Origin of the sequence: Acidovorax bellezanensis (genome assembly GCF_025421555.1) — a bacterium.
Taxonomy (GTDB): Bacteria; Pseudomonadota; Gammaproteobacteria; order Burkholderiales; family Burkholderiaceae_C; genus Comamonas; species Comamonas bellezanensis.
In genome coordinates this window covers 214,707-227,044 of record NZ_JAODYH010000004.1, presented here as the reverse complement: position 1 = coordinate 227,044, position 12,338 = coordinate 214,707, and the positions used below count along the sequence as shown (strand labels likewise).

The 12,338-nt window shown below is 64.3% G+C and carries 14 protein-coding genes; 2 read left to right on the top strand and 12 right to left on the bottom strand.

Annotated features, from left to right (window positions below; translation table 11 throughout):
- Positions 1-138: 138 nt before the first annotated feature.
- Entirely contained in the window at positions 139-756 is a 618-nt protein-coding gene (locus tag N0K08_RS09280; RefSeq protein ID WP_261499958.1) for a cold shock and DUF1294 domain-containing protein, read from the top strand.
- Positions 757-794: 38 nt separating this feature from the next.
- On the opposite strand, the gene N0K08_RS09275 is transcribed toward N0K08_RS09280, so the two are convergent.
- From N0K08_RS09275 to N0K08_RS09225, 11 genes are all read right to left on the bottom strand, one after another.
- Positions 795-1,898 carry a YeeE/YedE family protein gene (locus N0K08_RS09275; RefSeq protein ID WP_261499957.1) on the bottom strand — a complete coding sequence of 368 codons (1,104 nt, stop codon included), beginning with the start codon at positions 1,896-1,898 and terminating at the stop codon, positions 795-797.
- Between the two features lie 80 nt (positions 1,899-1,978).
- Entirely contained in the window at positions 1,979-3,706 is a 1,728-nt protein-coding gene (gene soxB / locus N0K08_RS09270) for a thiosulfohydrolase SoxB (RefSeq protein ID WP_261499956.1), read from the bottom strand.
- A 70-nt stretch (positions 3,707-3,776) separates the two neighbouring features.
- Entirely contained in the window at positions 3,777-4,442 is a 666-nt protein-coding gene (gene soxX / locus N0K08_RS09265) for a sulfur oxidation c-type cytochrome SoxX (protein ID WP_261499955.1), read from the bottom strand.
- Positions 4,443-4,454: 12 nt separating this feature from the next.
- Entirely contained in the window at positions 4,455-5,270 is an 816-nt protein-coding gene (gene soxA / locus N0K08_RS09260; RefSeq protein WP_408642931.1) for a sulfur oxidation c-type cytochrome SoxA, read from the bottom strand.
- A 79-nt stretch (positions 5,271-5,349) separates the two neighbouring features.
- Positions 5,350-5,661: a thiosulfate oxidation carrier complex protein SoxZ gene (gene soxZ / locus N0K08_RS09255; RefSeq protein ID WP_261499954.1), complete on the bottom strand. Its 312-nt coding sequence runs from the start codon at positions 5,659-5,661 to the stop codon at positions 5,350-5,352.
- Positions 5,662-5,687: 26 nt separating this feature from the next.
- The gene (soxY, locus tag N0K08_RS09250; protein ID WP_261499953.1) at positions 5,688-6,143 is read right to left on the bottom strand and encodes a thiosulfate oxidation carrier protein SoxY; all 456 of its coding nucleotides are present in this window, start codon (positions 6,141-6,143) and stop codon (positions 5,688-5,690) included.
- 49 nt (positions 6,144-6,192) lie between these two features.
- Positions 6,193-7,257 (bottom strand): c-type cytochrome, encoded by a 1,065-nt coding sequence (locus N0K08_RS09245; protein WP_261499952.1) that lies wholly within the window; start codon positions 7,255-7,257, stop codon positions 6,193-6,195.
- A complete protein-coding gene (soxC, locus tag N0K08_RS09240; RefSeq protein WP_261499951.1) occupies positions 7,241-8,593 on the bottom strand; it encodes a sulfite dehydrogenase in 1,353 nt (450 codons plus the stop codon). The genes N0K08_RS09245 and soxC overlap by 17 nt, the downstream gene beginning before the upstream one ends.
- 55 nt (positions 8,594-8,648) lie before the next feature.
- Complete coding sequence (locus N0K08_RS09235) at positions 8,649-8,969, bottom strand: c-type cytochrome (protein WP_261499950.1); 321 nt, start codon at positions 8,967-8,969, stop codon at positions 8,649-8,651.
- Between the two features lie 113 nt (positions 8,970-9,082).
- Positions 9,083-9,580: a thioredoxin domain-containing protein gene (locus N0K08_RS09230; protein WP_261499948.1), complete on the bottom strand. Its 498-nt coding sequence runs from the start codon at positions 9,578-9,580 to the stop codon at positions 9,083-9,085.
- On the bottom strand, positions 9,577-10,575 hold the full coding sequence (locus N0K08_RS09225) for an MBL fold metallo-hydrolase (RefSeq protein WP_408642929.1): 999 nt from the start codon (positions 10,573-10,575) through the stop codon (positions 9,577-9,579). The genes N0K08_RS09230 and N0K08_RS09225 overlap by 4 nt, the downstream gene beginning before the upstream one ends.
- A gap of 160 nt (positions 10,576-10,735) precedes the next feature.
- Between N0K08_RS09225 and N0K08_RS09220 the strand changes: the two genes are divergently transcribed.
- The gene (locus tag N0K08_RS09220; protein ID WP_261499947.1) at positions 10,736-11,152 is read left to right on the top strand and encodes a DsrE family protein; all 417 of its coding nucleotides are present in this window, start codon (positions 10,736-10,738) and stop codon (positions 11,150-11,152) included.
- Between the two features lie 129 nt (positions 11,153-11,281).
- On the opposite strand, the gene N0K08_RS09215 is transcribed toward N0K08_RS09220, so the two are convergent.
- Positions 11,282-12,295 (bottom strand): LacI family DNA-binding transcriptional regulator, encoded by a 1,014-nt coding sequence (locus tag N0K08_RS09215; protein WP_261499946.1) that lies wholly within the window; start codon positions 12,293-12,295, stop codon positions 11,282-11,284.
- Positions 12,296-12,338: the final 43 nt, after the last annotated feature.

Below are 12,338 nucleotides of genomic sequence, written 5' to 3'. Positions count from 1 at the left end.
CAGTCGGTTGGCGCGCAGGCGTATTGTCGCAGGCAGTGCGGGTAGCAGGGCGAGGCAACGCCGTCTCAAGGCTTGTGTTGAACGCTCTTATTCTGCAAGCATTTATGGGATGCATTACGTTAGGCAGCATGAGCAGTTATGCGATTTGAAGGCATCATTAAATCCTGGAACGATGATCGAGGCTTTGGCTTCATCGAGCCCATTCAAGGCGGGCAAGAAATCTTCGTCCATATCAAGGCGTTCCGCAGTCTGCGTATGCGTCCGCAAACAGCGCAGCGCGTCACGTTCCAAGTGGAGGCGGGTCCCCAGGGGAAGAAGCGCGCGATCAACGTTGAATTGCTTCAATCACCCCATGGCGCCGCGCGCAAAAATCATAGGGGCGGTTCTGCGCCGTGGGGAGCGGCAAGCGTGCTTGCCATACCCTTGCTGCTGGTTGTGCTTTCTGCCGGGTACCTGTTCGGCCATCCACCACGCTGGGCTTTGTGGGCCTATCCGGCCTTGAGCGTTTTCACTTTTGCGGTCTACGCTTTCGACAAGTCAGCCGCCCAGGCTGGCACGTGGCGAACGTCTGAAAAGACGCTCCACTGGCTCGCCCTCGCGGGGGGCTGGCCAGGCGCTCTGGTGGCCCAACAAGTGCTCAGACATAAATCATCGAAGGCTGAGTTTCGCGCTGTATTCTGGACCACCGTCGTACTGAATATGGCGGCGTTCATTTTCTTGGCGAGCCCTTATTGGCGATCATGGGCCAGCATGTGAAGCCAGCCCCTGTGGCCTTGCAGGTGGCGCCGCCCCACCTATTCCGCCCCCGCCAAATACCGCAGCATCCCCACCGCCCCCGCCACAATCCCAGTAATTGCGATAAAGCTTCCCAAACTGAGAAGGGAGACTGCGCTGATGCCTTGGCCCACCGTGCAGCCCATGGCCGTGACGCCGCCTATGCCCATGAGCGCGGCGCCCAGCAGGTGGCGGGACAGGTCCTGGGTGTTGGCAAAGCCTTGCCACTGAAAATCGCGGCGCCACAGGGCGTGGAGCCAGCTGCCGGCGACCATGCCGCAGGCCGAGGCGATGCCCCAGGTCAGGACCTTGTTCTTGTCGCTGAAGAACAGCAGCCAGTCCAGCGTGTGCGCCACGGGCGTGACAAAGCTGAAGGCTTCGATGCGGCCGCTGTAAGTGGTCGCATACATATGCTCCAGGGTCTCGGGGTGCTCGGCGATTTCGGCCACGTGGCCGCCCAGCCACCAGGCGGCGGTCACGCAGAGGCCGACGATGGCGCCGCCCAGCAGCACGCCGCGGTCCACGCGATTTCTGGGGTTCAGGCCGATCAGGATCAGCAGGGCGCCCAGGCCCAGTCCCAGTCCCAGGCGCGTGGCGAACAGGCTCCAGCCGCTGGCCTGGGCCAGCAGTTCGGGCAGCAGGGCCAGGGTGTTGAACTGCAAGTGCACGCTATCGAGCCAGCGCACGCGGGCCACGGCGGTGATGCCCTTGAGCGTGCCGAATGCGGCCAGGCCCATGACGATCAGCACCACCAGGGCCTTGAGGCTGCCGCCGCCCAGGCGGGTGAGGTTTCTGGCGCTGCAGCCCGAGGCCAGCACCATGCCTGCGCCAAACAGCAGGCCGCCCACCAGGGCCGACAGCCACAGCAGCTGGGCGCTGGCATACAGCGTATCGCCCACGGCCACGCCGCCCCACAGCACCAGGGCCGTGACGCCGCACATCGCCACGCCCACGGCCATGGCCCATTGGCGCATGCGCTGCCAGTCCTGCAGATAGACGACATCGCTGATCGCGCCCATGGTGCAAAAGCGGGACTCGCGCATGGCAAAGCCCAAAATGGCTGCCAGCAAAAAAATGACCGCCAAGACGGCGGTCGATAAGGATTCAAATTCTGCAAGACTCATGCGCGCATTGGAAGGCGCATGGGCCGCTCAGCGTACTGGCGTATACCCGCGGTCCGCTTTTAATGGTGGGTTAATGCAGTTCAGGCTATACCTTTGTTGGGCATCACATTGACCAGCCTGGGCTCGTTGGGTTTGCCCGGCTTGATCACCTTCTGGTCCTTGAGCCAGGGTTCGACGATTTCCCAGATCTGCTTGTTGCCGGCATTCTTGGCTTCTTCGGCCACGGGGGCCCAGCCGGCCACCTTGTACTTCTTGTCGGCTTCGAGCAACTGGCCGTTGAGGCGCATGTCGCTGATGCGATGGCCGGCGCCCGCCGTGGGGTCGCACTGGTATTGCAGGCCGCCCACGCGCACCATGTCGCCGCCTTGCTGGTAGTAGGGGTCGGGGTTGAACAGGTTGTCGCCCACGTCTTCCAGCACGGTCTTGATGGTGGCGCCGGTCATTTCCGTGACGGTGGCGTAGGAGTAGGTGGTGGCCGTCATGTCCATCAGCCATTCGCGCGTGATGTCCTGGCCCGCGAGCAGCGAAGTGCCCCAGCGAAAGCCCGGCGAGAACGCGATAGGCGCATCCTGTACGGCCATCATGGCGTCCAGCAGCAACTGGTCGCCCGTGCCGTTGAAGTTGCCGCGGCGGTACAGCGTGCCGTCGGTCTTGGCCAGCACTTCGGCCAGCTTGGATTCGTAGGGCGCGCGGATCTTGGTGATCAGCGCGTCCATCTGGGCATCGGCCGGCAGGATGTTGGAGAAGATAGGCAGCAGGCGGTACTGGAAGCCATGGACCTGGCCGTTTCTCACGTCGAAGTCCAGCACGCCCAGGAACTTGCCGTTGGAGCCGGCATTGGTGACGATGGTCTTGCCGCCGGCGTTGTTGACGATGGTCGGCACGGGCATGCCGTCATGCGTGTGGCCGCCCAGGATGGCGTCGATGCCGCGTACGCGGCCGGCCATCTTGATGTCCACGTCCATGCCGTTGTGCGACAGCACGACCACCACCTTGGCGCCCTTGCCGCGCGCCTCGTCGACCATCTTCTGCATGTTCTCGTCCTGGATGCCGAAGCTCCAGTCCGCGACCATGTAGCGGGGGTTGGCGATGGGGGTGTAGGGGAAGGCCTGGCCGATGATGGCGACCGACACGCCATTGATCTGGCGGATCACATAGGGCTTGAACACCGGGTCGCCGAAGTCGGCGGTCTTGACGTTCTGGGCCACGAAATCGAGTTGGTTGCCAAAGTCTTTTTCGATGATTTCCTGCACGCGCTGCATGCCGTAGGTGAACTCCCAGTGGCCGGTCATCACGTCCACGCCCAGCAGCTTGCAGGCGTCGACCATGTCCTGGGCCTGGGTCCACAGCGAAGTCGCCGAGCCTTGCCAGGTGTCGCCGCCGTCGAGCAGCAGGGCGCCGGGGCGCGAGGCCCGCATGCGCTTGACCAGCGTGGCCAGGTGGGCAAAGCCGCCGACCTTGCCGTAGCGCTTGGCGGCGACGTCAAAGTCCAGGTAGCTGAAGGCATGGGCGCTGGCCGTGCCGGGCTGCAGGCCCATGGCCTTGAGCAAATGCTCGCCGACCAGGTGCGGGGCATGGTTCTTCATCGTGCCCAGCCCCAAGTTCACGCTGGGCTCGCGGAAGTAGATGGGTTTGAGCTGGGCGTGGCAGTCCGTCATGTGCAGCAGCGACACATTGCCGAAAGCCGGCAGCTCGTACATGGCCTTGTCGGCCAGCGCCGAGTCGGCGTGGGCATAGCGTTGCAAGCCCATGCCCGAGACGCTGGCGGCGGCCAGCACTTGCAGGAATTCGCGTTTGGAGAGGCTCATAGTGCAGTAAAAAGCGGGCCGCACCCAGGGCACGACCCGCGATTCATTTCATGGTGTGAAAAACAGGGAGTCAGCGGTTGACCGGCGACTTGGGGTCCAGCAGCAAGGCCATCACGTCGCGCACCTGGGCTTGGTCCAGGATGGCGGAGTGGCCGAAACGCGGCATGCCGGAGCAGGCGTTGTAGGCCTTGGCGTTCCAGATCTTGCCCCAGGTGTATTCGACGATCGCCTTGGCTTCGGGGCTGCTCGGGTCCTGGACGCCGCGCAGCTTGCCGTAGTTGTAGAGGCTGGGGCCCAGGGTGCCGAAGGAGATTTCCTGCGGGCTGATCTGGTGGCAGTTGTAGCAGTTGCCGCCATTGGCGCTGCCGGGCTTGTCGGTCCAGGTCATGCCGCGGCCATTCTGGGCAATCTTCTCGCCTTCCTTCCAGTCGCCGAGGAACTTGCCGTCCTTGGGCCATTGCACGCTTTGCAGGTTGGCGGTCTCAATCGCCTTGGTCTTGGCTTCGGTCAGGGGAATGCCGGAGGCGTCGGCCGCGCTGCAGGCGGCGTTGGACTCGTCCTGCTGCAGTCGGTCGACCTTGGCAATGCCCTGGTCCCTGAACGAGGTCTGCACCATTTGCTGGGTCAGCGAATCCAGCGTGGCCGCGCTGTCCATGGTGGTGCAGCCCAGCACGACCAGGGAGGCGGTCACGGCAGCCGCGGTCTGCAAGGCGGAAAGGTGTTTCTTTTTCAGCATGGCTTGGTCTCCTTAGCGCTTGATGGCTGGCGCAGTCGACATGCCGCCCTTGCCGTTGACACCCATGAACACGCCCAGCGCCACGGTCACATCGCTGGCATAGCCGGGGTAGGGGAAGCGCTGCTGGCGAAAGCAATCGTTCAAGCGCCGCTGCATGCTCCACAGCTCGCCCGAAGACACGCGGTAGGCGGGCCAGGAGCCGAAGCCTTCGGCCGCGCCCGGGTTCTTGGTCAGATTGGGCAGGTCCTGCATGCGGATGCGCTTGCCGTCCGCGCCATGGCAGGAGGCGCAGGCGAAGTCATGCGGGCCGCCGCGCAGGTAGAACATGCGCTGGCCGGCCGCGTACATCTGCTTTTCCTTGGCATGGCCCTGGGGCACATCCAGCTTCATGCCCTTGGACTCTGCGGAAATCCAGGCCACCAGGCCTTCGATGTTCTTCTGCTCGTCCTTGCCGAACGGCGTGGCGGCGATCTTTTGCGCGTCCAGGCCTTGCAGGGTCTGCATGCAGGTCAACAGGCGGGACTCCAGATCCTGGACCTTGTTGGTATCGGCAAAGTAGCGCGGCAGTTCGACAAAAGCGCCCTTGACCACGCCCGGGCCCTTGCCCAGATCGCAGCGCTCCATGGAAGCCTTGTTCGGGCCGCGCTTGGTCTTCCACAGCTCCTCGCCCTTCATCTCGAACAGCTCCGCGGGATTGCCGTCCTGCAGCATTTCGCGGTACTCGGCGATGCCGTCCGCCGTGCTCTTCTGGGCCAGGGCCGCTGGCGCGATGCACAGGGCCAGCAGCACGGAAGCCGCCAATGGGGCGGCATGGGTCATTTTTCTCATGGGGGCGTCCTCTCTTTTTGTTCTTAAGCAGGGAGGCGGCGCGCAGGGGCCCCTGCGCGCCGGCAAACATCAGCCGGTGTCAGCTGACCGTTGCTTCGTCGGTGCGGGTTTCGCCCCGGTTGTCTTTCCAGCTCACGGACAGCTTGTCGCCGGCCTTGGCGCCCTTGACGGCGAATTGCAGAAAGGGGTTCTTGGAAACCGCAGGGCCCCATTCCGCCACCAGAATCTGCTTGCCGTTGAGGCTGGCGGTCACTTCCTGGATGAACCAGGCGGGAATGACCTTGCCCTCAGCGTCCTTGCGCTGGCCTGTTTCCATTTCGTGTGCCATCAGCACGCGTACCGTGGCTTTGTCACCGGCGGCCTGAGCCCGGATGCGCATTGGATCTGCCATGTCTTTCTCCTTGTTCTTTATGGGGGTCAGCCGCCGCAACCGCCCAGGGTCACTTTGACTTCCTTCTTGGCGAAGAAGGCCTTGCCGTCGTTGGTCAGCGCCACGGCGTACACATCCGAGGACTGACCGAGCTTGGCGCGGGTCATGAAATTGGCGTCCAGCGCCTCGTTGGTGACAAAAGACGCCACCAGGGTGTTGGGGTTCTTCTCGACCAGAATCAGCATCTGCTTGACGTTGGGCAGCGTGGTGGCGGCGCCCAGCGGCACGACAGCGCCGTTTTCGGCGATATCGGGAGCGGTGAGCGTCACGTCCTTGCTCTCGACGGGGGCGGCAGCGCCCAGGGCCTTCATCACGTCGGCCACGGTCTTGGCATCGAAGGCCGACTTGTTATAGGCCGCCAGCGCCGCTTGCGGCACCAGTCCCGCGGCCATCAGCAAACCAAAGACGGCTGCGCTGTTCTTGAGTGCATCTCTGCGTTTCATCTTCTGTCTCCTTGAAATGGATGGATCTTTGGCGCCCCGCGCCTGTCCGTTATGGCTTGGCGGTACCGGCCAGCCAATGGGCGATGATTTTTGCGTCATCGTCGCTCAGCTGGGCCTGTGGCGGCATGGGGATGGACCCCCATACACCGGTGCTGCCCGCCTTGATCTTGTCCAGCAGGTAGTCGGTCTGGCCGCCGTGTTTCTTGGCGATGTCGCTGAACGCCGGGCCGACGATCTTCTGCTGCATGCCGTGGCAGGCGATACAGGCGTTCTTCTCCAGCAGCGCCGTGGGCACCACGCTGGTCGTTGCCGCCGGCTTGGCCTTCTTGCTCGCGCCGCCATCGGTTTCCATGCCGTGCTGCGCACCCACGGGGCGGTTTTGCTGGGCCAGATTGCCGTGGTTGTTGCTGGCATGGTCGGGCAAGGCCGAGCGCACCTTGGGGGCCGGAGCGCAGTTGCTCATGCAGGCCTTGGCCTGGACATCGGGCTTGGCCTTGGCCGCGAACTCCTTGCCCGGCCACAGCGCGTGGTCGGTGGTCATGCCGTTGCGGTTGGGCAGCTTGGCTTGCACCTGGGCGATGTTCTTGTCGCTGAGTGTGAAGTCCTCGGGCACGATTTCGCCCAGGTTCAGCAGATAGGCCGTGACGGCATAGACCTCTTCGGTCGACAAGGTCTTGGGGGCGTTCCAGGGCATGGCGCGGTTGATGTAGTCCCACAGCGTGGACACCGTCGCGACCTTCATCAGCGTGGTGCGGCCGGGAAAGGCCGGGTCCTTCAAGCGGGCCGCATGGCCGGACTTGATGTCCTCGGCCGTCGTGCCGCCCACCAGCGGGCTGAAGACTTCATTCGCTTCACCGAACACGCCGTGGCAGGACGCGCACTTGGACTCCCAGACCTGCATGCCTTTTTGCACGCTGCCCGAGCCTTCGGGCAGGCCCTTGAAGTCCGGGCGCACATCGATGTCCCAGGCCTTGACTTCCTTGGGCGTGGCGTCGCGGCCTATGCCGGGAAAGCGCTCGGCGCCCTGGGCAGCAGCGCCCAGGGACAGGGCGGCAAGAAGGGCGGTCGCAGCCCAGCCACTCAGATGGCGGCGAAAATTACGCGAGTTGGACATTGGCCACCTCCCCATTGGTGCGCACGGCCCACGACTGGATTGAATTGTTGTGATAAATCGAGCGGCTGCCGCGCACGGCGCGCAACTGCTGGTTGCTGGGCTGTACATAGCCGGTTTCGTCCATGGCGCGGCTCTGGATGATGCATTCCTCGCCGTTCCAGACCCAGTCCAGGTTGAAACGCGTCAGGCACTTGTCCATGACCGGGCCTTGCAGCTGCGCGGTGCGCCAGTTGCGCCCGCCGTCCACGCTGACATCGACGCGCTTGACCTTGCCGCGGCCTGACCAGGCCAGGCCGCTGATGCTGTAGAAACCCTTGTCCAGCAGCATCTGTCCGCCCGAAGGCGTGGTCACCACGCTCTTGCATTCCTGGATGCTGCTGTACTGGCGGTGCTGGCCGTCGGGCATCAAGTCCACGTAATGGATGGCTTCGTCCTTGGCGGCATAAGGCATGTCGCCGACTTCGATGCGGCGCAGGTATTTGACCCAGCTCACGCCTTGCACGCCGGGCACCACCAGGCGCAGCGGATAGCCTTGCTCGGGGCGCAGCATTTCGCCGTTCTGACCGTAGGCCACCAGCACTTCGCCCGAAGTGATCAGCTCCATCGGGATGGTGCGCGTCATCGACGAGCCATCGGCGCCTTCGGCGAGGATGAACTTGCCTTTCTTCAGATCGGCGCCGGCCATCTCCAGCAGGCGGATCAGGGGCACGCCCGTGAATTCGCTGCACGACAGCATGCCGTGCGTGTACTGCACCGTGGGCACGGCCACGTTGCCCCATTCCATGCCGGTGTTGGCGCCGCACTCGATGAAGTGAAAGCGCGACACCGAAGGCAGGCGCATGATTTCGTCCATGGTGAAGACCTTGGGGTTCTTCACCAGGCCGTTGACCATCAGCCGATGCTTGGACGGGTCGATGTCCCACCAGCCCTGGTGGTGGCGCTCGAAATGCAGGCCGCTGGGCGTGACGATGCCGAACAGCGACTGCAGCGGCGCGAACGACACCGAAGCCTGCTTGGTCTGCGTCAGGCCCGGGCTTTGGCGGCGCTGCACATTGGCTTCGTATTGCGAGGGCTTGCCGTAGCCGTCGGTGGCCACGGCCTGGCCCAGGCCCTTGCTGTGCGCGGGCAGTTCCAGGATGTTCGGGTCGCCGTCGCCGACGGCCGCGCCTTGCGCGTAGCTGGCGGCTGCTGCCGTGCCGGCGGCGGCCGCCGCAAACGCATTGCGGATGAAGTCGCGCCGCCCGGCCTTGGCCTCGGCAAACACCGTGCCCACCGCTTGCGGCGGCACAAAATTCTCAGGCGCCTTGCGCACCTTGCCCATCAGGTGATCGAACATGAGCTTCCTTTCCACGCGCAGACTTGATGGAGTCGCATGCCGCTGTCAGCCATGTTCACTTGGACCCCGCGAGAATCCAGGCGGCCAGGGTGCTGGCATCGGCTTCGCTGAGCGCAGCCTGGGCCGGCATGGGGATGGGGCCCCATTTGCCCGAACCGCCGGCCTTGATGTTCTTGGCGATCTGGGCCTGGGCGTCGGCCTGACCCGCGTATTTCTTGGCGATGTCCTGGAACGCCGGGCCCACCAGCTTCTTGTCCACCGCATGGCAAGCCAGGCAGGCATTCTTCTGCGCCAAGGCCTGATTCGCTGACGCGATGCCAGGCACCACCACGGCGGTCGCCACCGTCAAACACCCCAGCCACAATTTCCAAGTCATCACCGCAGTCCCCTTATATCTGTATATAAGCATATCGTTATGTGTAAGTTTCCAACAAACACAAGACTTTGGGATGTGGCGATTACCCTCGTTATTCCAAATGGGGATAGCGCTCAGCCGCGGCGCAGGGCGGCTCGCGCCTGGTCCATGCGCTGGTCCAGGTAAGCACCATAGAAGTCGGGGATGTAGCTGCCCGCCAGGCGCTCGGCCACTTCCTTGTGGCCCGGGCCATAGAACAGCACCGTGGGCGCGACTTCGATGCCCAGCTGGCGCACCAGGGCGCCGTGGGCGATTGGCGTGCCGCTCCAGTCGCGCAGCAGGCCGTCGGACAGGAAATGGATTTGCGTGACGAACGCTCCGGCCCGTTGCAGCGGCAGCAGGTAGTGCTCCCTGGCTATCTTGCAATACGGGCAGCCGCGCAGCGTGGCCAGCACCACCAGCGGCTCCTTGCGGGCCAGGGCCGCGGCCAGATCGCGCGGCAGGTCGGTGCTGCTGGGCAGCAGGCGCTCGGAGGCATCGGGCGTAGGCGCGGCAAGCGCCGGGCCGGCGGGCAGGGCCGCGGCCGCCAGCCACTGCAACCAGTGGCGGCGCGAAGCCTGGAGCGGCCTCACTTTTCCTGCTCCATCAGCAGATAGGTGTTGTAGGCGTTCATGCGATTGGCCGCCTTGAACAGCGGGTAGCCGGCAAAGCGCGACCAGTCCGTGGCCTGGTAGGCCTCCTCGAAAGGGTCGAGATTCTTCGCCGCCTGGCCCATGGATTCGCGCAGATAGACCAGGTAGTCGCGCGTGAGCTGCATGTCCGCCTGGGGGGCGGTGGACGCGGGTCCATGGCCTGGCACCATGACTTTCACCGGCAGCTTCAGCAAGGCGTCGAGCGCGGCAATCCAGTGGCGGCTGTCGGCCTGGCCCACATAGGGAATGCGGTTGCGAAACACCACATCGCCGATGAACAGCACGCCGTTGCCGGGCAGGAATACCGCCGTGTCTTCCGCCGTGTGCGCCGGACCCATGTGCTGCAGCACGAAGTCCACGCCGCCGATCTTCAGCGCGGTGGTATCGCCCGAGACCCATTGGCCCGCGGCCACCATGCGGGTGGCGTCGTTGATCCAGGGGGCCAGCTCCTGGCGCGAAGCTTCCAGGCGCAGCCGTGCGGTGTCCGATTGCAGGTATTCCTTGGCCAGCGCATTGCCCACGATGCGGGCGCCCAGGGCCTCGAACACCTGCAGGCCGTAGATGTGGTCGGCGTGGTAATGCGTGACCAGCACATGGCTGATGGGCTTGGGCGTGACGGTCTTGATCAGGTTGACCAGTTCCTGGGCCAGCGCGGGCGAGCCCAGGGCGTCGATCACCACCACGCTGTTGTCGGTGATGACAAAGCCGGCATTGGAGATGAAGTTCTGGTTGGCCGACGAGCCCAGGGCCGACAGGCCTTGCACGTAATAGGCATTGCCGGCCACTTGCTGGAGCTGCATGGGCACGGTGGCGGCTTGCGTGGTCTGGGCCTTGCCCGGCGCCGGAGTTTCGTGCGCCAGCACCGGTCCCATGGCCATGGCCGCGGCCAGGGTCCACAATGCCAGGCGTGCTTTCGCCTTGGTATTTCTTGCCATCAATCTTGTCTCCACTGCCGGGCCTATGCCTGTCGCTGCGGTGGCGGAACTGGCACTTGCCCTATTTTTTTGTTGGGGTGTGGAGCTAATATAAGCCAGTAGCGATATTTAGAACATGCCATCATTCCCTGATGCAACGCCGCTCACAAGGAGACTTCCCATGAAAAAAGCCCTCATTGCCATCGCGTTCGCGCTCACCTCGGTGGTTGCCGCGGCACAAGACATCGTCAAGGTGGTCTACCACGTCAACACCGGCGTGGAGACCGCGGCCGCGATCCTGAACAACATCACCAACGAGCTCAAGGCCTCGCCCACGGACAAGATCGTGGTGGTCACGCATGGCCCCGGCATTGATTTCCTGATCAGCGATGCCAAGGACAGCAAGGGCCGTGAGTTCAGCGGGCAGGTCAGCGACCTGGCTTCGCGCGGCGTCGATTTCCGGGTCTGCAACAACACCCTGGAAACGCGCAAGATCGATCCGGCGAAGCTGCTGATGGAGACAAAGATCGTCCCCTCGGGCGTGGCCGAAGTGGCGCGCCTGCAAGCCAGGGAAGGCTTTGTGTATCTCAAGCCTTGACGGGCTTTTCCCCCGGCAAGCGCATGCCCCGCGAACTGCGGGGCATTTTTTTGGGTGAACGCGAGCCAAGGCTTGGGTCCTGGCGACTCCTCCCAGGCCCGCCAGCGGGCGCTGATCGCGCGCCGGCATTCATGCCGGCGGTGGGGCGCAGGACTCTCCCAGCACCAGGTCCAGGGGCAAGGTGATGCAGCGCCCCGGCCCGCGGTGGCCGCCCACGCGCTCCAGTATCAGTTGGGTGGCGTTGCGGGACATCTGCTCGAAGTTGAAGCGCAGCGTGGTCAAAGGCAGTTCGGCCAGCGCGAACACCTCTTCGGTGCCTATGCCTATGACCGAGAAGTCGCTGGGAATGCGCAAGCCGGCCCGGCGCACGGCGCGCAGCGCGCCGGACAGGATGTGCGTGCCCAGGGCCACCAGGGCCGTCGGCGGGTCGGGCAGGCGCAGCATCTCGGCCATCTGGTCCGTGGGCGACTCGACCGCGGACTTGAGCAGGCAGGTCAGCTGCCGGTCCGGCGCTATGCCGCGCTGCACCAGTGCATCCTGCCAACCCAGCAGTTTTTCGCGCCCGGAGCGCACGCCTTCGTGCGGACCGAACAGCGCGATGCGGCGGTGGCCCAGCGCGCACAGGTAGTCGACGGCCTGGCGCACGCCCGTGCGGTGGTCCAGAAGCACGGTGTCGCAGTCGTATTCGATATCCCGGTCCATCACCACCAGCGGCAGCGCAAAGTGCGCATAGGGGTCACGCGCGCGCGCCACGCCTTCACGCGCGGTGTAGGCGATCAGCCCCTCGAGCTGACGGCTCTCGTAGAGCGTGAGCAGCTCCTGTTCGCGCAGGGGATCGTCGTAGGTGCTGGCGACCAGCAAGGAAAAGCCCGCTGCGTGCAGGTGGCGCTCGGCTGCCGCGAAGAAGGCGGCCAGAAACGGATTGGCCATGTTCGAGACCAGCAAACCGATGGCCTTGCTGCGACCGGTGCGCAGGTGCTTGGCATTGAAGTTGGGGGTGTAACCCGTCTCGCGCACGGCCTTCTGGACGCGTTCGCGCACTTCTTCACTGACGTAGCCGGTGCGGTTGAGCGCGCGCGACACGGTGGCAATGGAGACGCCGGCAGCCGCCGCCACATCGCGCACCGAAGGAAGTTTTTCCATGGTTTTCACTTATGTAAACGTTACATGGATTGTGCCGAAAAAA

What these genes read in the sequence shown, in the direction of transcription:
- soxA (WP_408642931.1), bottom strand. Translation starts at nt 5,270, where the DNA reads ATGAGAAAAATGACCCATGCCGCCCCATTGGCGGCTTCCGTGCTGCTG.
- N0K08_RS09225 (WP_408642929.1), bottom strand. Translation starts at nt 10,575, where the DNA reads ATGGCAAGAAATACCAAGGCGAAAGCACGCCTGGCATTGTGGACCCTG.
- soxB (WP_261499956.1), bottom strand. Translation starts at nt 3,706, where the DNA reads ATGAGCCTCTCCAAACGCGAATTCCTGCAAGTGCTGGCCGCCGCCAGC.
- N0K08_RS09220 (WP_261499947.1), top strand. Translation starts at nt 10,736, where the DNA reads ATGAAAAAAGCCCTCATTGCCATCGCGTTCGCGCTCACCTCGGTGGTT.
- N0K08_RS09275 (WP_261499957.1), bottom strand. Translation starts at nt 1,898, where the DNA reads ATGAGTCTTGCAGAATTTGAATCCTTATCGACCGCCGTCTTGGCGGTC.
- N0K08_RS09215 (WP_261499946.1), bottom strand. Translation starts at nt 12,295, where the DNA reads ATGGAAAAACTTCCTTCGGTGCGCGATGTGGCGGCGGCTGCCGGCGTC.
- soxC (WP_261499951.1), bottom strand. Translation starts at nt 8,593, where the DNA reads ATGTTCGATCACCTGATGGGCAAGGTGCGCAAGGCGCCTGAGAATTTT.
- N0K08_RS09245 (WP_261499952.1), bottom strand. Translation starts at nt 7,257, where the DNA reads ATGTCCAACTCGCGTAATTTTCGCCGCCATCTGAGTGGCTGGGCTGCG.
- soxX (WP_261499955.1), bottom strand. Translation starts at nt 4,442, where the DNA reads ATGCTGAAAAAGAAACACCTTTCCGCCTTGCAGACCGCGGCTGCCGTG.
- N0K08_RS09235 (WP_261499950.1), bottom strand. Translation starts at nt 8,969, where the DNA reads ATGACTTGGAAATTGTGGCTGGGGTGTTTGACGGTGGCGACCGCCGTG.
- soxY (WP_261499953.1), bottom strand. Translation starts at nt 6,143, where the DNA reads ATGAAACGCAGAGATGCACTCAAGAACAGCGCAGCCGTCTTTGGTTTG.
- N0K08_RS09280 (WP_261499958.1), top strand. Translation starts at nt 139, where the DNA reads ATGCGATTTGAAGGCATCATTAAATCCTGGAACGATGATCGAGGCTTT.
- soxZ (WP_261499954.1), bottom strand. Translation starts at nt 5,661, where the DNA reads ATGGCAGATCCAATGCGCATCCGGGCTCAGGCCGCCGGTGACAAAGCC.